The following is a 23,891-nucleotide window of genomic DNA, read 5'->3' as shown; positions in this document are numbered from 1 at the left end:
CGACGCTTCAGAGCCGCGCTTTTTGATGGTTTGGAACGAGTCCGGAACGAAAGCGGCCCGAATCGGTGACTCGGCACCTCCATGGCCGCATCACCCCAACATCTCGCGCTGACATTCTCCGAGACTGACTAGATCAAGTTTGTGACAGCGCAACAAGGGCCGACAAATCCCCGAAGTTATGAACAGCGCACGGACTCCGAACCGGCTTTGAGTCAAGCCGGGATCCTGCGCAAATCCTGCGGCGCGTTTGCGACGATGCTGCGATGGCGCACTTTGTCTTGCGGCATCATTGCGGCAGCGTCCCGTCTCGGTCCCTCATGGTGAGGAGCGCGGCTTCGCGCGTCTCGAACCATGAGCTGGCGGGGCCAAGACCTGTCACCATCCTTCGAGACGCCGCGCAAGGGCGCGGCTCCTCAGGATGAGGCCGGTGTGTGGAGCCGCCTCCTTTAGAACTTGCCTCGTTCTCTCAGTTCGTCTTCGCCACGGCCTTGGCCGGCGCGGGGGTGGTGACGAATTCGGTGGCTTCCAGCATGGCGACGCCAAGCGGGGTCGGCACCACCATGCGATACGGCACCAGCACGCGGGTTCCGGCGATCGGCACCAGGGTCACTTCGATATTGCGCTGGGCGGCAAGATATTTGATGGCGGCGCGGTCGGGCACATAGCCGGCGATCGGGGTGAAATAGACGGCGCAGACGATGGCAGGCCCGCGATAGCCCTTCTCGGCCTTCACGCTTTCCATCCGCTTGTAGTCGAGCTTGAGATCGTAGCGCATGCGGCCATCGAAGATCGACGCGCCGGTGCGGCACGAATCCGGCGTCAGCAATTCGCCGCTGCCACCGACGCGCATCAGCGAGCCGGTCATCGGATCGATCACGTTGCGGCGATGCGCATCGGTGATCGGAATCTTCTCGGGATCGAGCGGCGGCTCCGGCTCGATGGAGAATTCCTTCACATAGCCCGGCGTGATCAGCATCTTGATCGTCTCGGACTTCTTCGCGGAGGTGGTAACGGCCTGATAATTCGACGGCACCAGCGCGCCCGCGACCACGCGGCCGGTGGACTGGCCGGAGCCCGAGCCGCCGGCAAATGCTTTCAGCAAACCGGCGGTGCCGCCACTGGCGGTCGCGGAATACTGGTCTTCATTGATGTCGATGGCCCACTGGCCCTTGCCCACCGCGATGCCGGCGAGGCTGGCTTCATACTTGGCTTCCAGCTTGCCGCCCGCCAACACCGCCTGCGCGGGGGCCTGAACCGGCACGGCGGCCGGCGCTTGGCCTTGCGTCTGGCTTTGGATCTGGCCTTGCGCCTGCGCCGAGGCCTCCACCGGCAAAACCGGCAGCATCAGGCCCGCGGCGACGGCGAAACGCACGCCAAAGCCCGCAAATCGCACTCTTGCAAGCGCGGCGGTCCGCGGGGTGGTCACCGGTCGGGTCACAAAGCGGGGCGTGCGAAGGCTCACTTGCTGATATCACCTGGTCGGCGATCCCCGGCCAAAGGCGCAGGGCCGCATCGCTCAATTGGGCTGGAGCGACCTGTTTCCGGCCCGAATACGTCGTTTATATGATGGGAACCGCGCCAGATTCCATGTGGTTTCCGCGCGTAGGCCGGGCTATACAGCCGCCGAATGCGCAGGCTTTTGCCGGTTTTGCCGCGACTTTCGCTGGCCGGATATCTTGACGATCGCGGCCAAGCCCCCTATACGTCCGCCACTCCTGAAATGGACGTGATTTTTGACCCCCTGCCCGGCTTTGGGCTCTTCGCCTTTTAGCTGCGGGGATGACAGAGGATTTTCGCCATGTCTCGGCGCTGTGAACTGACACTGAAGGGCCCCCAGGTGGGCCACAAGGTGAGCCATTCGAACATCAAGACCAAGCGCCGGTTTCTGCCGAACCTGGTCAATGTGACCTTCCTGTCCGACGTGCTCGGCCGCGGCGTGCGCCTGCGCGTGTCGGCAAATGCCGTGAAGTCGGTCGACCACCGCGGTGGCTTCGATGCGTATCTGATCAAGGCCCGCGAGAGCGAGCTGTCGCAGAAGGCCGTGCTGCTCAAGCGCGCCATCGAAAAGAAGAAGGCCGAGACCGCAGCCGTCGCGGCCTGATCCCTTCGATCGGACTTTAAGTTTTCAAATACAGAACGGCCGGATCGCGAGATCCGGCCGTTTTTGCGTTTGGGGCGACGGGACGTCGCCCGCGACACCAACTCCAACTTTGCCACTTGGCGAACACGAAAGGATTGGCTCGACCAGTACTCTGATTGAACAGCCGCAAAGTCATTAGATTTCGACTTGAAGTACTGCTTTTTATACCGCTCACTTAAGCGAGCCGGAGATTTATTGCCTTGTCGAAAATCAGCCTCCCCTCCGATTTGTTTCACTTGCGCGAGGGTGAGGCTCCAATGTACGGGGCCTCTCCCGATTCAAAGAAAGCCGTCGAGTACTTCAAAACGTTCATAACGGCGGACGATTGGGAAGCCCGCAGAGCCGAAGTAGCAAAACAATTTTATAGAAGCCTTGTCGGAGAAGCTGCCGACCCATCGGGGAAAGGTAAGTACTTTGATGATCGAGACCTCTTCGGATGGTACCTTTTTCTAGCCGAAGCGTTCACCGACCACCCATGGAATTACGAGATCATCTACGGCTGCAGGATTATCCCAATCTTTGTAGCGATAGGCCGAAGTCTCGATCAGCTAGAAAAAATTGATGGCTTTGCCGATCGTGCTAGGCGCGTGATCACTGATGCTAAGGCGCAGCCGAACGGACCACTTTTTGAGATACTGGTTGCCGCCGCTTACGCCAATGCGGGTGGGAAAGTCACTTTCAGGCCAGAGAAGCCCGGCCAACAAAGGTCTCATGACCTAGACGTAGAGCTTGAAGGGAAGTCTTGGGCCGTTGAGTGCAAGCGAATGGAAGCAGGGGAATATGCCGAGGGTGAACGGCAACGTATGCGAGACCTTTGGAGGCGCCCATGCCTCACAATGGTGCGCGAAAAACGCAACATATTGATGAACGTCAACTTTAAGGTAGAGCTGAAGGAGGTACCAGACGACTACTTACTACAACGTGCTGAGAAGTTTCTCCGACGTCCGCTGCGAGCCCACTTTTGGGACGACAGAATCGCTGACGGGTCCATGGAAAGTCTCGATTTGGAGCCGATCCAAACAGCTCTTCAAGACAATTATCTTCTACATCCAAGCCCGCGATTTACGGAGCTCTTGACCGGCGCGTACCAACGAGCCGACAGCATGCTTTCTATGATGGAAATTAAATTCACAGAGAACCCGCACTTCATTAAAGAAATGGGCTCCGCGGTTGTTTGTCGATGGACCAGCCTTTCGGACGACGCCGTCGGCAAGAAAGCCCGCGACATAATGAAAAAACTTTCCGAAGCTAACGATCAGCTACCTTCCAATGTATCCGGCGTGGTTCACGTGGGGTTCGAAGCCCTGGGAGCAGACAGCATTGAGCAGCGCAGATATGAAAAGATAATCGAGACTGCCAAGAGGTTCGACCGCGGAGAATCTGGTCTGGAGATTATTTATTGCCACTACTTCGCACCCGACCCGACCCCCGACGAAGTATGGGCTATAGATGAAACCGTTCAATGGATCGGCCGCGACAGACCCCTCGTCGACGGCAGGCTTCTTCCGTCAGAGACGGAAGGGAGAGCTGGAGTGTTCTGGAAATCAGAAAACTGAACTCGTATTTACCAATTTCTGATCAATGTGTTCTTACTCACCTCCGCGCGTGGGAAGCCACGCCTCCCTTACTACTCTTCAAAATCATCATCGCCCGCGAGAAGATCTGGCAACAGCACCGAAACTAATATTAGAGACGTTGGGAGGCCACTCTTATCTATTATTCGACGGCAAACTATTGAAACATTGTCTCGCTTCATTGCCTCCAGAATCTGATCGCGAAGACGATCTCTATCGCGTCGAGGAACTACAAAATTTAGAACTCTGGGAAGTTCGACCGACTCTATCTTTCCTACACCACCGTCACGATCGTAACTCTTTATTCTTCCAGTAATCAGCGATACTTCGCTCTCGCTTTTCTTATCTTGAATGGCCGCAATTACTTGAGGATTTAGTTCTGCGTAGACACTCGCTTCGCTGCCCCCACCGATGCTCATCCGGTCTGCTGAACGTCGCAAGGGTAGTCCAATTTCCTGGATCATTGGCCTTAGGCGCGATGTCAACTTATTCATCGTGCTTTCGTCGATCTGCTGGAGCGCGGGGTCGTGCGCCTCAAACTCCCGCTCACGCTCTTGCTCGGCTGAGATCTCGCTCGCGGCCTGTTCTAATTCTTTTCGCGAAGCGATCCTAGGCACTGCTGTATTAGAGGATTGAAGGGACCATCTTAGAAGATCTAAAGCATCTTTCGTATTGGCTCTTTCGCCATCGCCTATTTCTTTCCATAGCCGCAATTCATCCAAATCTATTCGGCGCTGCTTAGTGCGCTCTTTCTCAAGAGACAGCTGATTGCTCTCGGCAGTTCTTATCTTTGCTAGTTCTTTCACTATCTCGTCGGCTTTCTCCGTTCTAGGAAGAAGCATTTGCCAGACGTAAGAAATTAGCGCGGATAAGGGTAACGAGATGGCAGCAGCCATCCCTTGTTTAACACCTGACACGATTATGTCTTCGATGAAGGAGCCGCGCTGCGGGCTACGAACAACCGCCTCAACGTTTGACTCAAGAGTGATTTTGGATACCACTCGATTGGTTCTTCGAAAGTGCTCGACCGTAGCGATGAAACGCGCCATCGCATATTGTGACCTGCTATACTCGTAAAAATGCAATTGCCCGGTGTTCGCCAATCCCCCATCGAAACGAACCCGGATCAACTCAGTGCCTTCTTCCATATCCCCTCCCTAACTTAAGGTTGCATTAGCGTCGAGATTTGCGAATGGGGAGTCAAGCGGGAGGATCGAATCGCACCCATTATCCGGCGATAATCTCACCGAGCCTCCTCGAGTGCCTGCGCACGCCGCCCACAACATCGCCTCATTTCCCCCGGGAACGCAGTGCAGCGTGCACCGTTCTTAACCCGGTTGCGCCGCGTGCGGCGCTGGCAACTCACGGCTCTTATCGCAATCTAAAGAATCGCCTCAAAGCCTTTGCGGCGGATGACATCGAGCAGCACGAGCGTCGGTCCTTTCGGGCTTCCGTGCCGCGTTCGAGCCTGGAGACATAGCCGACTGTCAGCTTCAGGAGCTTGCAAACACCGCCTGGCTGAGATTGGCCTACTCGCGAAGCGCCTTGATATCCGCGCCCGTCAGTTCACCCGATCTGCAAGAGTGGCGGCACCGCCGAGGTGACGCATCGTGATCTTGTCGCGGGCAACGTCTGTCAGAGCACCGCCGGCGTGCATGTGACGCGCCGTTTCCAGCAGCTCCAGGGTCAGGCGGGTGTTGCGCTTTGTCGCGCGTGTTGTCCCGGCCTTTTTGCCGGCCGTCATCGCCCGCTTTTTCGCGCCCTTTGTTAGTCGGGTTTTTTAGCTGTCGAGGTCATCGCGAACCTCTCGTCTGATAGAGATATCACGGGATTGGTAACATTGAGCAGATGGATCGCCCGTCTGTCCTGAGCCCCCTCACCGCCGCGAAGACGCGGCGACCTCTCCCCGGCGGGGAGAGGTGCGGCACCGCCCTGATGTGCACGCGAAGCCCTTTCGAAAATGAAAGACGCGGCGATATCGGTACGAGGTGCCGGTCAACGAAGTGAGCGAGCGGTTTCGGTCCGGGTTGGTGCCGTCGCGGTCGTCATTTCCGTCCGCGGTGCCAGAACTCTCAGCTGATGCAGAGACGCCGTGGAGGTTGGCGCCGCCGACTGTTCCTGGACGTTCGCAGCTCCCAGCACGCGAACCTGCACCGCCGATATCGGCAAACCCGCCGATCCATAGGTCGGCAACTCCGCAGCGAAGCCGGCGCAGCCACCCGCAATCGAGATCACGGCCGCGACGGCGATCGATAAGGTCATCTTCACTGTTAATCTCCTCGTAGGATTGAACGAGGAGCCTAGACTTTTTTTGCTGCATTGCACAGTTCAATACCGCATTGCAACATTGCAGTTTCCGGGCATCGCGCCAGCCAGCCCCGGCCTCCCGAGCCTGCCCCGGCGCGACCTGAGGTGCTTTCCGAATATTGCGATCGCAGACTGCAACGAAACGGTCATCATCGATCTGGTGGTCTCGGCACTCCCCTACGCCAAACGGACCATCGGTTCCTCATGTCGTGGATCGCGCCGTTACCGAACGCCTTCGGCAGTTCGACGACATGGCATTTTGGGATCGGTTTCTGGCGCCGTTTCTCATAGCGGTTGGTGCTTTCGAGCGAATGTCATGTGTGCGACCCCGCCGGGAGAGGATGTCGTCTCGATCTCGTAGTCCTTCTCAAGACCCTCCACGCCATCCCACAGGCGCACGCCGCGGCCGAGCAGGATCGGAACCACCACGATGTGCATGTGATCGACGAGCCCGGCGGCAAGGAAGTCGCGGATCGTGGTGGGACCTCCGCCGATGCGCACGTCCTTGCCGGCCGCAGCCTCGCGGGCCGTCTCAAGGGCCTCGGCAGGCGAAGCATCGATGAAGTGGAACACCGTGCCGCCCTCCATTTCAATCGATGCGCGCGGATGATGGGTGAGGACGAAGACCGGCGTATGGAACGGCGGGTTGGGACCCCACCAGCCTTTCCAGTCCGGATCCTCATGCCATGTGGGAGGACCGAACTTCCTGGCGCCCATGATCTCGGCGCCGATCCCGGGCGCGAACAGCCGCAGGAACGCGTCGTCGATGCCCGCCGTGCCGCCGGGCTGGCCGAGCATCTGGCGACCCCACCGGGTCGCGAACATCCATTGGTGCAGCCGCTCGCCGGCGTGACCGAACGGCGCGTCAAGGCTCTGGCCTTCGCCGGTGGCGAAACCGTCGAGCGAGACGGAGACATGTTGGACACGGGCGAGTGCCATGGCTGGCGCTCCTTCCTGCTGTTGATTGAATTTCCCCAAGCCGTTCCGGAAGCGATGGCGCTACTGGTTGATCTCGGGCTCGACGAGTTTCGTGAGCTTGCGCAGGGATTCCTGCCAGCCGAGATAGCAGGCCTCGGCCGGGATCACGTCGGGCACGCCCTGCTGCTCGATGTTCACCTCCGTGCCGACAGACACGGCCTTCAACGTCACCGTGACCTTCATCTCGCCCGGCAGGTTGGGATCATCGAAGCGGTCGGTGTAGACGAGACGCTCACCGGGAACGAGCTCCAGATAGGTCCCGCCAAAGGCGTGACTGCCGCCCGTGGTGAAGTTCCGGAATGACATCCTGTGATGGCCACCGACCTTCGCATCCAGCTCATGGACGGTGCATGTGAATCCATAGGGTGGGAGCCAGCTCGCAATCGCGTCTGGTTCGAGGAACGCGCGATAGAGCTTCTGCGGCCTGGCGGCAATGACGCGATGCAGACGGATCGTGCTGGGCATGGGCTTCTTCCTGTGGCTCGGTTACTTCGGTTGTCGTCCGGCGGGCAGCTTCCGCCGCCCGATACATCCATGACGAACGGGCCCGCCAGGCTCCGACATCTCAGCGGAATAAAAATCCTGACAGTCTCTCTATCGCGCTGAAGGATGCGCCCGGCGCCCGGCGCCGGGAAATCGTCGCGGGCTGGTGGTCGATCTCGACGCCAACGGCGATGTGGTGGGCTTCGATATCGATCAGGCATCCGGCAAGCTCGACCTCACGCGAATCGAGATGTTCGCGCTGCCAGCGGTGAGCGCAGCAGAGTAAGCGCAAGGCCCCTCACCCGCGGACGTTGCGGTTTTTCACCAACGCTTTGCCAGCTTTCTTTGTCATCACTGACCTCGACCAAAAATCTCATTCGTGAGAGTGCTGATGTGCTGCTGCCAGTATAGCGCATCACCGCTTTTCCCGCACCAAATCGCCTCATTTCCTCCGGGAACGCAGTGCAGCGTGCACCGTTCTTAACCCGGTTGCGCAGCATGCGGCGCGTGGGACAGATGAGGAGATTTCGATGCAACAGATTTTGAAGAAGGCCGTATTTTCGAAGGCCTTGCTTCCGCTGGCACTGGCGGGCGCGATTGGCGTCGCGGCGCCGGCCTTCGCCGCCGATGTCTATATGCGCCAGCCCGCCCCGCGCGCGGCCATGGTGCCGGTGCCATCGGGCCCGCTGACGCTGCAGGATGCGCTGGCGATCGCGTCGGGGATCGGCGTGGTGACGGTGCAGAACACCCATTTCGACGACAACGAATGGGAGATCGAGGGCCGCGATCAATACGGCAAGTGGATCCAGGTCGACATCGATGCGCGCACCGGCGAAGTGCGCCATGTGGACCGTTCGATTATCTGATCGGGTGGGAAGTGAGCAAGCGGCGCGCGATGAGCGCGCCGTTTGTTTTTGTGTAAGCGCTTGTGAGTGCGACGCCGGATGACGGCGACCACCGATGCGTCTGGTCTCATTCCAGATGACGCGATGCCCGATGGCGCGACGATCACCACCATGGCGTCGTCACGCTTCATCCGGATGGGCGGACGCGGCAAGCCTCGCGCACATCGTCAATTCTCCTGCGATACATCTAGACTCATCAACTACGACGTGTATTCTTGCCTGGCCGGGATCGATGATTTTTTTAACCGGCGGGGCATTTCCATTTAGCTTTGTGGCACGACAAACCATTTTCTCATCAGATCTGCCTGTCTTGATATCTGCCTGCCTTGAGATCGACCTCCTTGCACGCAGCCTGTCTGACGCTGGTGGCCCTCCCACAGAGTTCGATCGAGTCCCTCGCCATCCAAGGGGGGTATGGATATATGGTCGATTTTATCAGGGGCGGGACACGCATTTATGCAGCACCTGCGGCAACCGCAGCAGGCAATCTCAGATCTTTCAACGCCGCGCCAGCGGCCAGCGCACCTCCAGACAATTATCTGTCTGCGCTCCTCAAGCTGATCCCGACGGAAATCGTCGCCATCTATCTCGCGGCCAAGGCGGCCTGGGTCACGAATAACGCACTCCTCTACTGGTTTGGCCTGTGCCTGCTCGCATGCATTTGCCTTCGCGCATATTCCAGCATGCCCCGCGACAGCACCGAACCGGCGAAGCCACAATGGGCCAGCGTCCTCGTATCGTCGATCGCGTTTGTGCTTTGGGCGTGTGCCATGGGCCCACCGTCCCCGCTCGGCGCCTATGGCCTGCCGGAATGGGCCGCCGGAGGCATCGCAGGTCTTTTCGGAATTCTGGCACCGTTTCTGATTCCCGGGGACAAGCAGGCCGGGGGCAAGCTGGGAGAGGGCGCGCTGGCAGAACGCACGCTGGTAAGCGACACGTCTCTCAAGCCACTTGGGCGACTTCGATTCGACACCCTCCGCCCACGCGCCACTGCTCGCCAAACGAACAGGGGAATACTTCACGACATCTTTGACGGCGACTACCCTGACGACACCGGCCTCGACGCCCTTGGATATGGTGGTGAAGCGAATTCCGTTCTGGCCGCGAACATTATCGAGCATGGCGTCAATGTGAGCCCCGCAGCCATTCTGGTCTGCGGCGACATCGCCTGCGTTCTCAAAGAGATGGGGCGCGTGCGATGACCTATTCGCGGCAGATATCCGCCCTCGCACTATGCGCCTCTGTCATGCTCGGTTGCGAGGCGCATGCAGGCGCACTGACGGCCCATGAGCAGGAGGTCATCGACGGCATCATCGCGAGAGGCGACGGCGACAAACTTGCCGAAGCGCAAAACAAGATCGCGGCGGCAACAAGAACAAAACGACGGGCGGCCAACCGGACCAGTCCGGCGGCCGCAACGCCAACGGTCGCCGTACCCATCCAGTCGGTCGCCTATCTGGACGATATGGGAACGCTGGTCAGAAAGCGGGAGAAATCAACGAATGCCTTGATCGAACACAGTAAATGTCCCGGCCTGACGTTTCTTCTGCGGCGGGACTGGAAAGACATCGGCTTTCTGGATTGTCCCATGAGTGTCGACAAGGCGACAGGCGCGGAAATCGCGTTTGCCGGCGATCGTGCGAACCATAACCAGATCTGGGCGATCAACGGCACCGCCGCGCTCTCCTACTCGTCGGTGCACGATTCCGTCGCCTGGTGGGATCCAGGCGCGAAAAGCCTTGCCACCTATGTCACGGTCAATCGGGCCTTCAACTCGGCGTCCGAATTCGCGGACTCCAATGTCGACAAGCTGGCCTATGGCGTTGCCGCCGAAATTGGCTATCTCGTCCCCGATGGCGGACACTTCTTCCGTCTCCGCGGAGGCGGCGTCGAGAACAACATCAAACAAACGTCGTCGGCGGCTGTGACGCTCGAATATCTCCCGACGTCGCTCCAGCTCTACTTTCAGAGGCCGATACCGCATCCGCTGGGTCTGCCAGTCATCCTGCGCTTCGATCCCGAAATTCTGCTGCAGTACAATCAGACCACCGGGAAGGGCCAGTTGCTCGATTTCAACAATATGACCCGGGCGCTACGCATTGGCCCCCAGGTCACCGCGCATCTTTTCCCCGATCCGCTCGAGAAAGGCTTTCTGGGCAGGATGAGCGCTTCGTTCAGCTATCACTGGGCGCACGAAACCTATTCGCGCACCGAGCTCTCATGGCTGGACGCCACGCTGAAATACAATATCGACGATGCCGGCCATCTCGCCCTCGCGCTGACTTATCAACGAGGCAATGACGAAGACACCGGGACATTCGCCAATATCTATCGCATCGGACTGACCGGCAAAATCTGACAACTGCCGACGTGCTTCCTCTTCCGCGAATGGCAGAGGGAGCACGGCCGCCGGCGCGTGCGGCTTCAGGTCAGCTTCAATCCCGTCGCGGCTTCGAGCTCGGCCAGCGCCTGCGCGGCAGATGTCACCTTGATCGTGGTCATGCCGAGTTCGCGCGCGGGCTTGAGGTTGACGCCGAGGTCGTCGAGATAGACGCAATTTTTCGGATCGACAGACAGTTTATCGGTCATCATCGTGTAGATGCGCGGATCGGGCTTGCGCAGGCCGATCTTGGCGGATTCGATGACGTGATCGAACAGCACCATCACCTCGGCCACATAGAGCGCGCGGCCGTCGGTGGAGCCCATCGCGTTGGCCGGCAGGTTGTTGGTGATGCAGCCGGTCTTGAACGCCGCCTTGATACGGCGCAGCGCCTCGACCATTTCGGGGCGGATCTCACCCTTCAGCAGCTTGACCACATCGCGGCCCGGCACTTCGGCGCCAAGCGCCTTGGACTCGGCGGCGAACAGCGCGTCGAAGGTGGCGAGATCGATTTCGGCGCGCTCGAATTTCGCCCAGGCATTCTCGAAATGGTTGTTCGCATTGGTGCGGCGGATGATGTCCTTCGGCAGGCCATGGCTCTGCTCGTAATGCGCAAAGGCCTCGAAGGGCGAGGAGGTGATCACCCCGCCGAAATCAAAGATCACCGCAGAGATCATGTTCTTCCCTTTTGTTACCCGGCCGCTTTTATGAATCGACCACGCCGCCTCACACTCCGACGTCATACGCGGGCTTGACCCGCGTATCCATCTTCGTCTGCGCTCGCGGCTTAAGGTGGATTGCCGGATCATCTAGCGAAGCTCGCTTCGCGCTGCCCGGCAATGACGTGGGGAGAGGACGGAGCGTGGCTGGGCGAACTCCGAGCGTGCGGCTACCCCTCTCCCGGCGCTACGCGCCACCCTCTCCCGCCTAGCGAAGCTTCGCTTCGCCTGGGGGAGAGGGGAAGAAAAGAGCGCAGGTGTCCGTAAAAAGTCAGGGTGACACCGTCACCCCGCGACGCGGGCCTCGCCTCCGAGCACCGGGCCGCGCGCACTGCCGACGTCGCGGATCGGGGGCTGGCCGTAGAGCCGGGCATATTCCCTGGAGAATTGCGACGGGCTCTGATAGCCGACCGCATAGCCGGCGCTGCCGACATCGAGCCGCTCGACCAGCATCAGGCGGCGCGCCTCATGCAAACGAAGCTGCTTCTGATACTGCATCGGCGTCATCGCGGTGACGGTCTTGAAATTGTGATGCAGCGACGATTCGCTCATGCCGACGCGGTCGGCGAGATCCTCGATGCGGAGCGGGCTGGCATAATTACTGCGCAGCCAGGAGATCGCCTTGGCGACCTTGTTGCTCGGGCTTTCGGCCAGCGCGATCTGCCGCAGACGCGCGCCGTAAGGGCCGACCAGCAGGCGATACAGCACCTCCTGCTCCAGCAGCGGCGCCATCACCGGAATGTCCTGTGGCCGGTCGAGCAGGCGGAGCAGCCGCAGCGTGGCGTCGAGCAGATCGGCGGAGGCCTTGGCGACGACGACGCCGCGCTCGGGGAGCTGCGGATGCGCGGGCGCATCGGCATGGCCGTTGCCGAACCGGCCAAGCACCTCCTTCAACAATTGCGGATCGATCGCAAAGCCCATGCCCAGATGCGGCTGCGCTTCCGAGGCCTCGACGATGCAGGACGACATCGGCAGATCGAGCGACACCAGCACATAATCGCCGGCGGCATAGGTGTAGGTCTCGGTGCCCAGTTGCAGCCGCTTGGCGCCCTGCGCCACGAGGCCGAAACACGGCCACTGCGCGGTATGCACGAGCTGGGTCGGCTCGGTCTGCCGCTTCAGATAGAGGCTGGCGAGGCCGGTCGGATGGTCGCTGCCATTGGCGGCGTAACGGGCAATGATATCGGCAATCTCACGAATCGTCTCGGTCACACGCAAACCCCTCAAGCGGCAGGCCTTTTATGCCGAGGTGTATCTAGGTGCAGTGCCGTGGCGGGGAAATGGCTGCGCCATCACTTTTGCAGGATCGTGCAAAACAGATGCAGGATCGCGCTAACGCCGACGCGGCTGCATTTGCGATAACAGCACCAGCCACAGAGCAGATCGGCGAGCCGCCCGCGGGCCTCGGATCTGCCAGGCCATACGGGTATCGGGTCGAACTCCCCGCCTTGCGCGTCCAGACTGTTGTCGGGGCGCGATCACGCCCGGATCGATTCCGCCTCAAAATCTACGCACACGACTGACGATCAAGACAGACATCATCCAGATCCAAGGACATGCCATGACAAGACTGGCAGGAAAAGTTGCGCTCGTGACCGGCGCCGCGGACGGCATCGGCGCGGGCATTGCACGGCGCTTCGGCGCAGAAGGCGCGGCAGTGATCGTGCATCACGCGGACGATCCCCGCGGCGCGGCGCGCGTGGTCGCCGAAATCGTGTGGCGCGGCGGCCGCGCCATTGCCGTACAGGGCGACATCGCCCGCTGGCCGGACGTGCGGCGGCTCTATGAGGAAATCGCGGCGACCTTCGGCCGGCTCGATATTCTCGTCAATAACGGCGCCTTCGCGCGCAGCGAAATAGAGGACGTGGTGTCCGAGGACGAGTTGCACCGGCAGCGCGAGCTGAAGGTGTTCGGCGCCATGCTGCTGTGCCAGGAGGCGGTGCGGATGTTCGGCGTCGCCGGCGGCAGCATCGTCAATCTCACCGCCCTCGATGGCATTCCGACGGCGCCCGCATCACTGCCGGACCCCGGCGCGGACGCCGCCATCGATGCCATGACGCGCGGGCTGTCGCGCGCCTATGGCACGCGCAATGTCCGCGTCAGCACCATCGCGCCGGGCATGCTCGGCCCGGAGGAACCCGCCGCCATCGACGTGCTCGACGGCAGCGTGCGGAACCGGCAGTTCATCGCTTTGCCCGCCGCGCGCAACCACACAACTGAAGGCATCGCCGACATCGCCGTGGCGCTGACCTGCGACGACAGTGCTGATCGTTCCGGCCGCGACATCATGGTGGCCGGCGCCATGCGGTGATGCGGGAACCCGCTTTCCAGGTTCCCACCGACGTTGTGGGCGTGCCTCCGCGGCACGCCCACATTTCTTTTTGCGCACTCGCCGACCAAAGCGTCTAGATTTCTTTCACATCCTATTAACCGCCCGTCACAAAACGGCGAAACGAAACTGTTGATCACCGCGTAGCTGTCAAAGAATTACCGGTTCTGATGCTATGCGTCGGTGATTGTAACGCAGTCCTTTTTGATCGACGAAAGCCAATGCTGGCCCGTAATACATCCGAGACGACCCGCCGGATCTCCCCGCGCTGGCTGCTGGCCGCTGCGGCGATCGTCGTTGTCGGATTCACAGTCATCTGCGGCAGCGTGCTGATGAGCATGCGGCGCGGCGACGAGAAGCTGGCGCACCAGACGCTCGGCAACCTCGCCTCCAGCATCGATGCCGATGTCGCCCGCAATGTGGAACTCTACGACCTCTCGCTGCGCAATGTGGTCAGCAACATGACCTCGCCGGAACTGGTCGAGATTTCGCGGCCGATGCGGCAACTGATCCTGTTCGACCACGCCGCCACCGCGCGCCACTTCGGCGCCATCCAGGTCACGGACGTCGCCGGCAACGTGACGCTGGATTCGTCGACTCTCGATCCGAAGCCGCAGAATTTCGCGGATGAGGAATTCTTCAAGGTCCACAAGCGCGATCCGCTGTTCGGCCTCTATATCTCCAAGCCGATGCTGCATCAGGGCAGTTACGGCATCGTGCTGAGCCGCCGCATCGCGGCGCGCGACGGAACTTTTCTGGGCATCGTCGCCGGCTTCATCCGCTACAGCTATTTCCACGAGATCGCCGATCGCCTGCAGCTCGAGCCGAACGACGTGATTTCCGTCATCCGGCAGGACGGCGTGTTGATCATGCGTGCACCGTTCGACATGGAGATCATCGGCCGCGATCTCAGTCGGGTCCCGGGCGTACAGAAAGCGCTGGCCTATTTCTCCGGCTCCCATATCGGCGATTCCGCGACTGACGGCGTGCGGCGTCTTTTTGTCTGGCGTGAAGGCTCGCATCCGCTGATCGTGATGGTGGGGCGGTCCACCGACGTGATCTTCGGCCAGTGGCGCAAGGAAGCGCTGCAGATCGGCGGCGCCATGGCCGCGCTCGGCCTGATCGCCTGCGCGCTGATGCTGATCCTGGCGCGCGAGATGGGCAAGCGCGGCGAGATGGAAGACAGGATGGCGCGTCTCGCCATGACCGACGGCCTCACCGGCCTCGCCAACCGACGTCATTTTGACGTGGTGATGGATAAGGAATGGCAGCGCGCCCAGCGCGCCCGCGCGCCGATCTCGCTGCTGATGATCGATGCCGACCACTTCAAGGTGTTCAACGACAATTTCGGCCATCAGGCCGGCGACCTCGTTCTGTGCGGGATCGCCTGGAGCATTGCCCGGCATGCCAAACGCGCCAGCGATTGTGCCGCGCGCTATGGCGGCGAGGAATTCGCGCTGATCCTGCCGGGCCTCTCCCTGGCCGACGCCATCGAACTCGGCGAACGGATCCGCGTCGAGGTGGGCCATCTCGAGCGCGACGGCATGACCACGACGACGATCAGCGTCGGTGCAGCGTGTCTCGTGCCGTCATCGCTGACCACGTCGAACGACCTGATCAGCAATGCCGATAGTGCGCTCTATGCCGCAAAAGCGCACGGTCGCAACCAAACATGGCCAGTCGCACCGCTGCAGAAAAGCCTTGCGGCGTAAGCAGATACCATTTGTACGGTTGTAATTAACCCGCGGTTCACCTGACTTCCTAACGCGTCTTCCACCCTTGCTCGGGTATTCCTATGCACGAGGGGTAGGAATTCATGCGGCTGCTGGGGAGGCGAATGACGAACGACGTGCGCGTTTCAGCGCCGGGCGCCGCCGAGCATGGCGATGGGCGCGCGACGACACGCCGCGCGCCGGTGCGCTGGCTCGTGGTCGTTGGCGCCGTGCTGATCGTCACCATTGCCGCAGGCACGGCGATGACCGTGAACAATTTCCGTCAGCGCACGATCGACAATTCCAATCGCGAACTTGAAAACACCGTGCTGCTGCTCAGCCGGCACTTCGATCAGCAGTTCCAGGATCTACAGCGCATCCAGAAGAGCCTCACGGCTCATCTTCTCGCCAATGGCGTGATGTCGGTCCACAGCTTTGCCAGCAGCATGTCGAGCTACGAATCCCACATGATGCTGAAGTCGAAGGTGGATGATGAATTCGTCAACGACATCACCGTTCTCGATGCCGAAGGCCGTCTGGTCAACTGGACAGGAGCCTGGCCCGGGCCGGATCTGGTGCTGGCCGACCGCGAATATTTCCAGAAACTCAAATCGCAGACCTTCACCCAGGACGAAGAGATCGTGCAGCCCGTCCTGAGCCGCATCACCGGCCGGTGGAAGACGCTGTTCGCACGTCGCATTACAGGGCCCAAGGGCGAATTCTTCGGCATCGTGACGCGCAGCGTCGAACCGCAGCAATTCGAAAAATTCTTTGCCTCCGTCTCGCTCGGCGAGAACGGGACCATCGCAATGTTCCACCGCAATGGCACGTTGCTGGCGCGCTACCCGCAGACGCCCTCGTCGATCGGCAAGGTTTTCAATAGCGGCCCGCTGCTGCAGCATCTCCGCTTCAGCGACGCGCCCGCAACCATCCGCACCGTCAGCCCCATCGACAATATCGATCGCCTCGGCTCGATCCGACTGCTACAGAACTTTCCGGTCGCGCTGGTCGCAACCACGACGGTCGAGGGCACACTGGCCAACTGGCGCGACCAGACCAAATTTCTCGTGACCCTCGCGACGCTCTCGGCCCTGATCCTGGCAGGCCTGCTTTATCTGATGATCCGTCACATCCAGCGGCAGAACCGTGCAGCACAGTTGCAGATGACGCTGGAGAAGAACCGCCTCGACACCGCCATCAACAACATGACACAGGGCCTGCTGCTGTTCGATGCGCAGGCGCGCGTAGTGGTTTGCAATCAGCGCTATCTTGATATGTACGGACTGTCGCGCGAGGTCATCACACCCGGCCGTACGTTCCGCGACGTGATCGCACATCGCAAGGAAACGGGCTCCTTCGCTGGCAGCGTTGACGCCTATGTGGCGGAAGTGTTGCCCGACGTCGGGCGGTCGCACATCCAGATCATGCAGACCGCCGATGGCCGCACCATCCAGATTTCGTCGCGACCGGTGGCCGATGGCGGCTGGGTCGCGACCCATGAAGACATCACCGAGCGGCGCAATGCCGAGGAGAAGATCGCGCATCTGGCGCATTACGATGCGCTGACCGACCTGCCGAACCGCACGCTGTTCCGCAACGAACTCGAACGCGAATTGAAGCGCGTCGCGCGCGGCGCGCAATGTGCGGTGCTCTATATCGACATCGACGAATTCAAGGGTATCAACGACTCGCTCGGCCATCCCGTCGGCGACGAACTGCTCAAGGGCATCGCGCTGCGGCTGCGCGGCTGCGTGCGCGGCTCCGACGTGGTGGCGCGGCTCGGCGGCGACGAATTCGCCATCGTGCAGACTGGCGTCGAGAGCCATTCCGACATCACCGATCTCGTCGGCCGCATCTATGATGCGATCCGCCAGCCATTCGATTGTCTCGGCCACAGCCTGCTCACCGACGCGTCGATCGGCATCGCGCTGGCGCCGCGCGACGGCGCAGACCTCGATACGCTGCTGAAGAACGCCGACCTTGCGATGTATGGCGCCAAGGCCGACGGCCGCCGCACGTTCCGCTTCTTCGAGCCCGAAATGGATGCGCGGGTGCAGGCCCGTCGCTCGCTGGAGCTTGAACTGCGTCACGCGGCCGGTGATGGCGGCTTCGCCAAAGGCGGCTTCGAAGTCTATTATCAACCGCTGCTGACGCTGCGCGACGACACCATCGTGGGCTGCGAGGCCCTACTGCGCTGGCGTCATCCCGAACGCGGCATGATCTCGCCGGCCGAGTTCATTCCGGTCGCCGAAGATATCGGCATCATCAATGAGCTCGGCGAATGGGTGATGAACACCGCCTGCGCCGAGGCTGCCAACTGGCCCGACGACATCCGGGTGGCGGTCAATGTCTCGCCGGTTCAGTTCCGCTGCGCGTCGCTCGCCCTGAAGGTGACCTCCGCCCTCGCCGCGTCCGGACTGCCGGCGCGGCGACTGGAGCTCGAAATTACCGAGGCCGTGCTGATCCGCGACGACGAGACCGCACTGGAAATCCTGCACGGGCTACGCGAGATCGGCGTGCGCATTGCGCTGGACGATTTCGGCACCGGCTATTCCAGCCTGAGCTATCTGCAGCGTTTCCCGTTCGACAAGATCAAGATCGACCGTTGTTTCGTGACCGATATCGCCGATGCACAGGGGTCGTCCTCCATCGTGCAGGCCGTGGTGAATATCGCGAGTTCGCGCAACATGACGACGACGGCCGAAGGCGTCGAGACGCCCCGGCAGAAGGAGCTGCTGCGCGCGCTCGGCTGCACCGAGATGCAGGGCTATCTGTTCAGCCCCGCCAAGCCCGCAGCAGAATTGCGGGATCTGTTGATCGCCCATCAGGCCAAGCAGTCCGAGGCTGCGGCCTGATCGCCTATTCCAGCAGCGTGAACTGCATCAGCAGAGTTCGCTGCAGCATCGAGAAATTGTCGTCCGAGATCAGCGTCAGCACCGTGTCGCCCTCCGGCGTCACATGGACATCGAGCCCTTCGAAATTGTCGATCTCGTAGCCGAGATCCGCATCGAAGATGGTGGGACCGTCGATGACGGCCTCCGGCACGATCGATGCGAGGAGAATGCGGCGGATGCGGACGCCGGTGTCGCCGAACAGCGAGAACTTGCGTTCCAGCAACAGCAGATCGCCGGAGGGCAGCAGCGCCGCATCGCTGATGTCGTAATTTTTGGTGCGGCGGACCGAGAAACTTGCCGGCACCTTGCCGCCGATGATCCAGGCCGCAATATTGCCGGCGCTGTCTAGCCCGCGTTCCGAGATCGCCAGCAGCATGCCGGCCAGCGGCGAGGTCTTGAACCTGTCCCTGCGCACCATCACCAGCGCTTCGAGACTGCCATTGCTGGGCAGCTTGCGCATGCCCGGCGGCTGCGGGATCGGTTCGCCCCGGGCGCGCACGCCATCGCGGCCGAAGTCGAATTTCAGGATCTGATGCACGCGTTCGAGGCCGATATAGACCGTCGGCCCGTCCACCGCGATGGACTCGGTATCGTACCAGCCGCGCGCCGTGATCGGCCTGCCGTCGGCGCCCAACATCGGCGCCGCCTCGACATCGATAATGCCGACCATGGCATCGCTGCTATAGGCGATCTTGCCGGTGAACCAGTTACCCTTGTCGCTGATGGCGATGAAACCCTCGCCCTTGTCGTCCAGGCGAAGACCGGAGATGCCGCCGAAGTCCTTGTATCGCGACGTCAGGACCAATCCGCTGCGATATTGCAGCGACCCGAACCTTGTATGCGCGCGATCACGCGTATCGAAAGCCGGGATCGGCCGCGCTTCGATCTCGATCGACACCGGCGCACGGGCCGATGGCGTTGCCGGCACCGGCACGGGCTGCGCATGGGCAAGCGACGGCAGCGCGGCTGCTGAAGCCGCGACTGCAAGAAAGTGACGACGGGTGAGATGAGCGGTCAAGCGATGGCCCTGGAGGATGGGTAGAGCAAAGCAAAACCCATCCTGTAAGCCTAATGCGTTCTGCGTCGCCGACCATGGGTCGGTGCCGGCCCTGCCGTTTCGCTGAACAATTCAGCCAGCTTCTCGGTAATGGCGCCGCCGAGTTCTTCGGCGTCGACGATGGTCACAGCGCGGCGATAGTAGCGCGTCACGTCATGGCCGATGCCGATGGCGATCAGTTCGACCGGCGAGCGGGTCTCGATCTCTTCGATGATGTGGCGCAGGTGGCGTTCCAGATAGTTGCCGGGATTGACCGACAACGTGCTGTCGTCCACCGGCGCGCCGTCGGAGATCATCATCAGGATCTTGCGCTGCTCGGGACGACCGAGCAGACGCTTGTGCGCCCAGTCGAGCGCCTCGCCGTCGATGTTCTCCTTGAGCAGACCTTCGCGCATCATCAGGCCGAGATTCTTGCGCGCGCGGCGCCACGGCGCATCGGCCGACTTGTAGATGATGTGGCGGAGATCGTTGAGGCGGCCGGGATTGGCCGGCTTGCCGGCGCCGAGCCACGCCTCACGCGACTGCCCGCCCTTCCAGGCGCGCGTCGTGAAGCCGAGGATTTCCACCTTGACGCCGCAACGCTCCAGCGTGCGCGCGAGAATGTCGGCGCAGGTCGCAGCGACCGTGATCGGGCGACCGCGCATCGAACCGGAATTGTCCAGCAGCAGCGTCACCACCGTATCGCGGAACGTCGCTTCCTTCTCATGCATGAAGGACAGCGGATGATGCGGGTCCGTCACCACGCGCGACAGACGTGCGGGGTCGAGGATGCCTTCCTCGAGGTCGAAGTCCCAGGCGCGGTTCTGCTGCGCCATCAACTTGCGCTGCAGCCGGTTGGCGAGGCGCGCGACCACTCCCTGCAGATGCGCGAGCTGTTTGTCGAGATAGGAGCGCAGCCGCTCGAGTTCGTCGTGATCGCAGAGGTCTTCAGCCGCGATGACTTCGTCGAATTTCGGCGCGAAGGCATGATATTCCGGGCCGCGCGGCTCGTTCGCGCCGCGCGAATTCGGACGCGTGGCTTCGCCGGGCGTCTCGTCGTCGCCCATCTCACCGTCTTCGTCGAACGTGTCCGATGCAGACGCCTGCGCGCTCTCCATCGAACTGTCAGACATTTCGTCGGACGACTGCTGCGCCTGATCGGCGCTCATTTCCTGCGAGGCGTCGCTCTCCGGCGAGCCTTCGGCACCGGCCTGATCGTTCTCGCCCTGGCGCTCGTCGTCCTCGCTCTCCTCGTCATCCGGCTCGGCATTGCGATCGTCGCCGAGCTCCAGCGCCGACAGCAGGTCATGCACGGCATCGCCGAACTTGGCCTGGTTCTCTGCGAACCGATCGAGCTGGTCGAGGCGATCGCTGATCTTGTCTTCGAGGACCGGCCGCCAGAGGTCGACCATCTTCTTCGCGGCGGCTGGCGGCGCCATGCCGGTCAGGCGCTCGCGCACCAGCATCGCCAACGCATCGGCCAGCGGCGCATCGGCGCGGTCGGTGATTTCGTCGAACTTGCCGCGGTGGAAATGATCGTCGAGCATCGCCGTGAGGTTCTTCGCCACGCCGGCCATGCGGCGCGACCCGAGCGCTTCCACGCGGGCCTGTTCGACGGCTTCGAACACGCCGCGCGCCTGCGGATTACCCGGCATCAGCTTGCGGTGAACCTTGGGATCGTGACAGGCGAGTTTGAGTGCGATCGAATCCGCGTGGCCGCGCACGATGGCGGCGTCGCGCTTGCTCATTTTTCGCGCGGGTTCAGGAAGACGGGCTTTGCCCGGTGAGAGACCCGGCCGCTCGGCCGCGAAGGTCACTTCAAGCTCGGGCGCTTTGGCGATGGCGCGCAAACACGACGTCACCGCGCGCTTGAACGGCTCGGTCGGCGCTTCCTTGGAGCCGGGGCGGAATTTGTTGGTCGTCGTCGTGCTCATCGCCAGTCCCTACAGCGCCTTGGTAAACCAGTGGCGCGTCACGCCGCCTGGATAACCATCGATGGTGCCTAAAGCTTCATAGTCACAGGCGCGGTAGAAGTCTGGCGCCTGAAAACTCATCGTATCAACATAGGCACGCACCGCGCCGAAGTTTCGCGCTTGATCCTCGATCGATTCGATCAGCGCCTTGCCATGACCCTTGCCGCGAAACCGCTGATCGATCCAGAAGAGCTGAATGAACAGCACGGTCATCCAGACTTCGCCAACAATGCCGCCGACGACCTCTTTCTTGTCGCGCAAAGAGATGGCGAAGCTCTTGTGCTTCTGCTTCCCCATCTTCTCGACATTGTAGCGAAACAGGCCACCTTGAACCGCGCGCTTGGTTGCTCCAATCGTGCGCTCCACGGTGACCTTCGCCATCACATCAGCTCAGCGCCACATTCACCGAGCTTTCCGCCAGCTCTGCATTGAAGCAGCGCTGATAGAATTCGGCGACCAGCGGACGCTCGAGTTCGTCGCACTTGTTCAGGAAGGTCACGCGGAACGCGAAGCCGATATCGTTGAAGATGTCGGCATTCTCGGCCCAGGTGATCACCGTACGCGGGCTCATCACCGTCGACAGATCGCCATTGGCGAAGGCGTTACGCGTGAGATCCGCCAGGCGCACCATCTTGTTGACGATGTCGCGGCCCTCGGGGTTCTGATAGTGCTTGGCCTTCGCCAGCACGATCTCGACTTCCTCGTCATGCGCCAGATAGTTCAGCGTGGTGACGATCGACCAGCGGTCCATCTGACCCTGGTTGATCTGCTGGGTGCCATGATAGAGGCCCGACGTGTCACCGAGACCGATCGTGTTCGCGGTCGCGAACAGACGGAACGCCGGATGCGGCTTGATCACCTTGTTCTGGTCGAGCAGCGTCAGGCGCCCGGACACTTCCAGCACGCGCTGAATGACGAACATCACGTCCGGACGGCCGGCGTCGTATTCGTCGAACACCAGCGCGACATTGTGCTGCAGCGCCCACGGCAGAATGCCGTCACGGAATTCGGTGACCTGCTTGCCGTCGCGGACCACGATGGAGTCCTTGCCGACAAGGTCGATACGGCTGATGTGGCTGTCGAGATTGACGCGCACGCAGGGCCAGTTGAGGCGCGCGGCGACCTGCTCGATATGGGTCGATTTGCCGGTGCCGTGAAAGCCCGTGACCATCACGCGGCGGTTGCGCGAGAAACCGGCGAGAATGGCGAGCGTGGTGGCGCGATCGAACCGGTAATCGGGATCGGTGTCCGGCACATGCGGATCGGATTCGGAGAAGGCAGGCACTTCGAGGTCGGAATCGATGCCGAACAATTTGCGCACCGACACCATCTTGTCGGGAATGCCAATCAACGCGTCGGTCTTTTCTTGCAGTTTGGTCGAGGCGGCGGTCATCAATCCTCCGTGGTCCCGGATATCCCGAAACCAGTCTAGTAATGGCTGCGGATGGGGTGCTTTGTGGAACGTATCAGAGAGCCGCGGCTGGACAAAGCCCAGCTCTTCATCAAAGTTCCCGAATGTTATCATCGAGATAGGTTCTAACGGCAATTTTTGGAAGTCTGCCCTGCGAATCAGCCGATGCTCCGGGTCGATCAATTTGCAGCGGTATTTGGGGATCGAACGGCGCGGCCGGCCATTTCAATCATATATGCTGTCAGTTGGCTGAGGCACCCCGCGCTGGATCGGAATTTCGTGACGTCCTTCATCGATTCCCTGACCCATTTTGTCGCCGCGCATGCCTGGCTGGGCTACCTCACTATTTTCCTCGCTGCCTTGCTGGAAGCCGTGCCGGTGCTCGGAACATTCATCCCAGGCACCACGGTCATTCTGGCGCTGAGCGCCCTGATTCCGGCAGGCGACCTCGATCTCGTGGCGGTGCTCGCGGCCGCCGTGGCGGGCGCCGTGCTCGGCGACGGGAGCGCATTCTGGATCGGGCATGTCCGGCAACGACAACTGCTCGACGCGTGGCCGCTTTCGAATTATCCGGGCGTGGTGGCGCAGAGCGAGGCCTTCTTCCATCGCTTCGGCACGCTGGCCGTGTTCCTCGGCCGCTTCGTTCCGCCCATCCGCGCTTTCGTGCCGGTCACGGCCGGAGCATTGGGGACCGCACCGGCGAAATTCTATGCCGTGAACATCCCCGCAGCATTGCTCTGGGCGCCGGCGCATGTGTTGCCCGGCGTGCTCGCAGTGTCGGTGCTGGACCGCTATGGCGGCATTGCCGGCCTCGAAGGCCAAGCCAAACACTACTGGATTCAGGCCGTGATCGTGGCGGCCGTGCTGGCCGGCGCCACCATCTGTTGGTGGCATCGCCGCAAGCGCAACACAGCAATGGAAACGTCATAAAAAGGCGCTTGAACGTTGAAATATCTCTTTGATTTTTCAAAGTAAATGACACCTTCGCGGCTTGACTTGCAGCCCCGATTGACTTGAAAAGCCTGCACCGGCAGTTTCGCCCGCCGTCCG

The 23,891-nt window shown here is 61.3% G+C and carries 22 protein-coding genes; 10 read left to right on the top strand and 12 right to left on the bottom strand.

What is annotated here, in order from left to right:
• Positions 1 to 466: 466 nt before the first annotated feature.
• Positions 467 to 1,372, bottom strand: coding sequence for a DUF3108 domain-containing protein (locus tag AB8A23_RS07620; protein ID WP_439059999.1), 906 nt, complete (start codon positions 1,370 to 1,372; stop codon positions 467 to 469).
• 426 nt (positions 1,373 to 1,798) lie between these two features.
• On the opposite strand from AB8A23_RS07620, the gene rpmB reads away from it, so the two are divergent.
• Both rpmB and AB8A23_RS07610 read left to right on the top strand, forming a co-directional pair.
• The gene (rpmB, locus tag AB8A23_RS07615; RefSeq protein WP_089267758.1) at positions 1,799 to 2,101 is read left to right on the top strand and encodes a 50S ribosomal protein L28; all 303 of its coding nucleotides are present in this window, start codon (positions 1,799 to 1,801) and stop codon (positions 2,099 to 2,101) included.
• A gap of 239 nt (positions 2,102 to 2,340) precedes the next feature.
• Positions 2,341 to 3,696 (top strand): transposase, encoded by a 1,356-nt coding sequence (locus AB8A23_RS07610; protein WP_439060000.1) that lies wholly within the window; start codon positions 2,341 to 2,343, stop codon positions 3,694 to 3,696.
• 71 nt (positions 3,697 to 3,767) lie between these two features.
• Here the strand turns inward: AB8A23_RS07610 and AB8A23_RS07605 are convergent, their stop codons facing one another.
• The 5 genes from AB8A23_RS07605 to AB8A23_RS07585 form a co-directional block, all read right to left on the bottom strand.
• Positions 3,768 to 4,862, bottom strand: coding sequence for a hypothetical protein (locus AB8A23_RS07605; RefSeq protein WP_439060001.1), 1,095 nt, complete (start codon positions 4,860 to 4,862; stop codon positions 3,768 to 3,770).
• Between the two features lie 413 nt (positions 4,863 to 5,275).
• Positions 5,276 to 5,458: a hypothetical protein gene (locus tag AB8A23_RS07600; RefSeq protein WP_439060002.1), complete on the bottom strand. Its 183-nt coding sequence runs from the start codon at positions 5,456 to 5,458 to the stop codon at positions 5,276 to 5,278.
• Positions 5,459 to 5,709: 251 nt separating this feature from the next.
• Entirely contained in the window at positions 5,710 to 5,976 is a 267-nt protein-coding gene (locus tag AB8A23_RS07595) for a hypothetical protein (protein WP_231081272.1), read from the bottom strand.
• A gap of 330 nt (positions 5,977 to 6,306) precedes the next feature.
• Positions 6,307 to 6,960, bottom strand: a complete 654-nt coding sequence (locus AB8A23_RS07590) for a dihydrofolate reductase family protein (RefSeq protein WP_439060003.1) — start codon at positions 6,958 to 6,960, stop codon at positions 6,307 to 6,309.
• A gap of 60 nt (positions 6,961 to 7,020) precedes the next feature.
• Entirely contained in the window at positions 7,021 to 7,464 is a 444-nt protein-coding gene (locus AB8A23_RS07585; protein WP_120287396.1) for an SRPBCC family protein, read from the bottom strand.
• 548 nt (positions 7,465 to 8,012) lie between these two features.
• On the opposite strand from AB8A23_RS07585, the gene AB8A23_RS07580 reads away from it, so the two are divergent.
• The 4 genes from AB8A23_RS07580 to AB8A23_RS07565 all read left to right on the top strand — a co-directional run bounded on the left by AB8A23_RS07580 (position 8,013) and on the right by AB8A23_RS07565 (position 10,746).
• The gene (locus AB8A23_RS07580) at positions 8,013 to 8,348 is read left to right on the top strand and encodes a PepSY domain-containing protein (RefSeq protein ID WP_184512217.1); all 336 of its coding nucleotides are present in this window, start codon (positions 8,013 to 8,015) and stop codon (positions 8,346 to 8,348) included.
• A gap of 78 nt (positions 8,349 to 8,426) precedes the next feature.
• Complete coding sequence (locus AB8A23_RS07575) at positions 8,427 to 8,654, top strand: hypothetical protein (protein ID WP_439060004.1); 228 nt, start codon at positions 8,427 to 8,429, stop codon at positions 8,652 to 8,654.
• Between the two features lie 155 nt (positions 8,655 to 8,809).
• On the top strand, positions 8,810 to 9,589 hold the full coding sequence (locus tag AB8A23_RS07570) for a hypothetical protein (RefSeq protein WP_439060005.1): 780 nt from the start codon (positions 8,810 to 8,812) through the stop codon (positions 9,587 to 9,589).
• Entirely contained in the window at positions 9,586 to 10,746 is a 1,161-nt protein-coding gene (locus AB8A23_RS07565; RefSeq protein ID WP_439060006.1) for a hypothetical protein, read from the top strand. Before AB8A23_RS07570 ends, AB8A23_RS07565 begins: the two co-directional genes overlap by 4 nt.
• A 65-nt stretch (positions 10,747 to 10,811) precedes the next feature.
• Here AB8A23_RS07565 and AB8A23_RS07560 read toward each other — a convergent pair whose 3' ends face one another.
• Together AB8A23_RS07560 and AB8A23_RS07555 are read right to left on the bottom strand one after the other, a co-directional pair.
• Positions 10,812 to 11,444, bottom strand: a complete 633-nt coding sequence (locus AB8A23_RS07560) for an HAD-IA family hydrolase (RefSeq protein WP_439060007.1) — start codon at positions 11,442 to 11,444, stop codon at positions 10,812 to 10,814.
• 327 nt (positions 11,445 to 11,771) lie between these two features.
• On the bottom strand, positions 11,772 to 12,698 hold the full coding sequence (locus AB8A23_RS07555; RefSeq protein ID WP_231078897.1) for an AraC family transcriptional regulator: 927 nt from the start codon (positions 12,696 to 12,698) through the stop codon (positions 11,772 to 11,774).
• A gap of 349 nt (positions 12,699 to 13,047) precedes the next feature.
• Between AB8A23_RS07555 and AB8A23_RS07550 the strand changes: the two genes are divergently transcribed.
• The 3 genes from AB8A23_RS07550 to AB8A23_RS07540 all read left to right on the top strand — a co-directional run bounded on the left by AB8A23_RS07550 (position 13,048) and on the right by AB8A23_RS07540 (position 18,382).
• Entirely contained in the window at positions 13,048 to 13,797 is a 750-nt protein-coding gene (locus AB8A23_RS07550; RefSeq protein ID WP_231078896.1) for an SDR family NAD(P)-dependent oxidoreductase, read from the top strand.
• Positions 13,798 to 14,036: 239 nt separating this feature from the next.
• Positions 14,037 to 15,527, top strand: a complete 1,491-nt coding sequence (locus AB8A23_RS07545; RefSeq protein WP_439060008.1) for a diguanylate cyclase — start codon at positions 14,037 to 14,039, stop codon at positions 15,525 to 15,527.
• A gap of 125 nt (positions 15,528 to 15,652) precedes the next feature.
• The gene (locus AB8A23_RS07540) at positions 15,653 to 18,382 is read left to right on the top strand and encodes a bifunctional diguanylate cyclase/phosphodiesterase (RefSeq protein WP_439060009.1); all 2,730 of its coding nucleotides are present in this window, start codon (positions 15,653 to 15,655) and stop codon (positions 18,380 to 18,382) included.
• Positions 18,383 to 18,386: 4 nt separating this feature from the next.
• Here AB8A23_RS07540 and AB8A23_RS07535 read toward each other — a convergent pair whose 3' ends face one another.
• From AB8A23_RS07535 to cobS, 4 genes are read right to left on the bottom strand one after another with little or no spacing between them, the layout of a single operon-like run.
• Positions 18,387 to 19,439, bottom strand: coding sequence for an esterase-like activity of phytase family protein (locus AB8A23_RS07535; protein WP_439060010.1), 1,053 nt, complete (start codon positions 19,437 to 19,439; stop codon positions 18,387 to 18,389).
• Between the two features lie 50 nt (positions 19,440 to 19,489).
• Positions 19,490 to 21,391, bottom strand: a complete 1,902-nt coding sequence (gene cobT, locus AB8A23_RS07530) for a cobaltochelatase subunit CobT (protein ID WP_093758161.1) — start codon at positions 21,389 to 21,391, stop codon at positions 19,490 to 19,492.
• A gap of 9 nt (positions 21,392 to 21,400) precedes the next feature.
• Positions 21,401 to 21,811, bottom strand: a complete 411-nt coding sequence (locus tag AB8A23_RS07525) for a GNAT family N-acetyltransferase (protein ID WP_439060011.1) — start codon at positions 21,809 to 21,811, stop codon at positions 21,401 to 21,403.
• Positions 21,812 to 21,815: 4 nt separating this feature from the next.
• Entirely contained in the window at positions 21,816 to 22,823 is a 1,008-nt protein-coding gene (gene cobS, locus AB8A23_RS07520) for a cobaltochelatase subunit CobS (protein ID WP_068729504.1), read from the bottom strand.
• Positions 22,824 to 23,120: 297 nt separating this feature from the next.
• Here cobS and AB8A23_RS07515 point away from each other — a divergent pair, with 297 nt between their 5' ends.
• Positions 23,121 to 23,771 (top strand): DedA family protein, encoded by a 651-nt coding sequence (locus AB8A23_RS07515; RefSeq protein ID WP_439060012.1) that lies wholly within the window; start codon positions 23,121 to 23,123, stop codon positions 23,769 to 23,771.
• The last annotated feature ends 120 nt before the right edge of the window (positions 23,772 to 23,891 follow it).

This window comes from Tardiphaga sp. 619_E2_N8_4, from assembly GCF_051810905.1.
GTDB lineage: Bacteria > Pseudomonadota > Alphaproteobacteria > Rhizobiales > Xanthobacteraceae > Tardiphaga > Tardiphaga robiniae.
The sequence above is the reverse complement of the archived record's forward strand: the minus strand, read 5'-3'. Positions and strand labels throughout refer to the sequence as shown.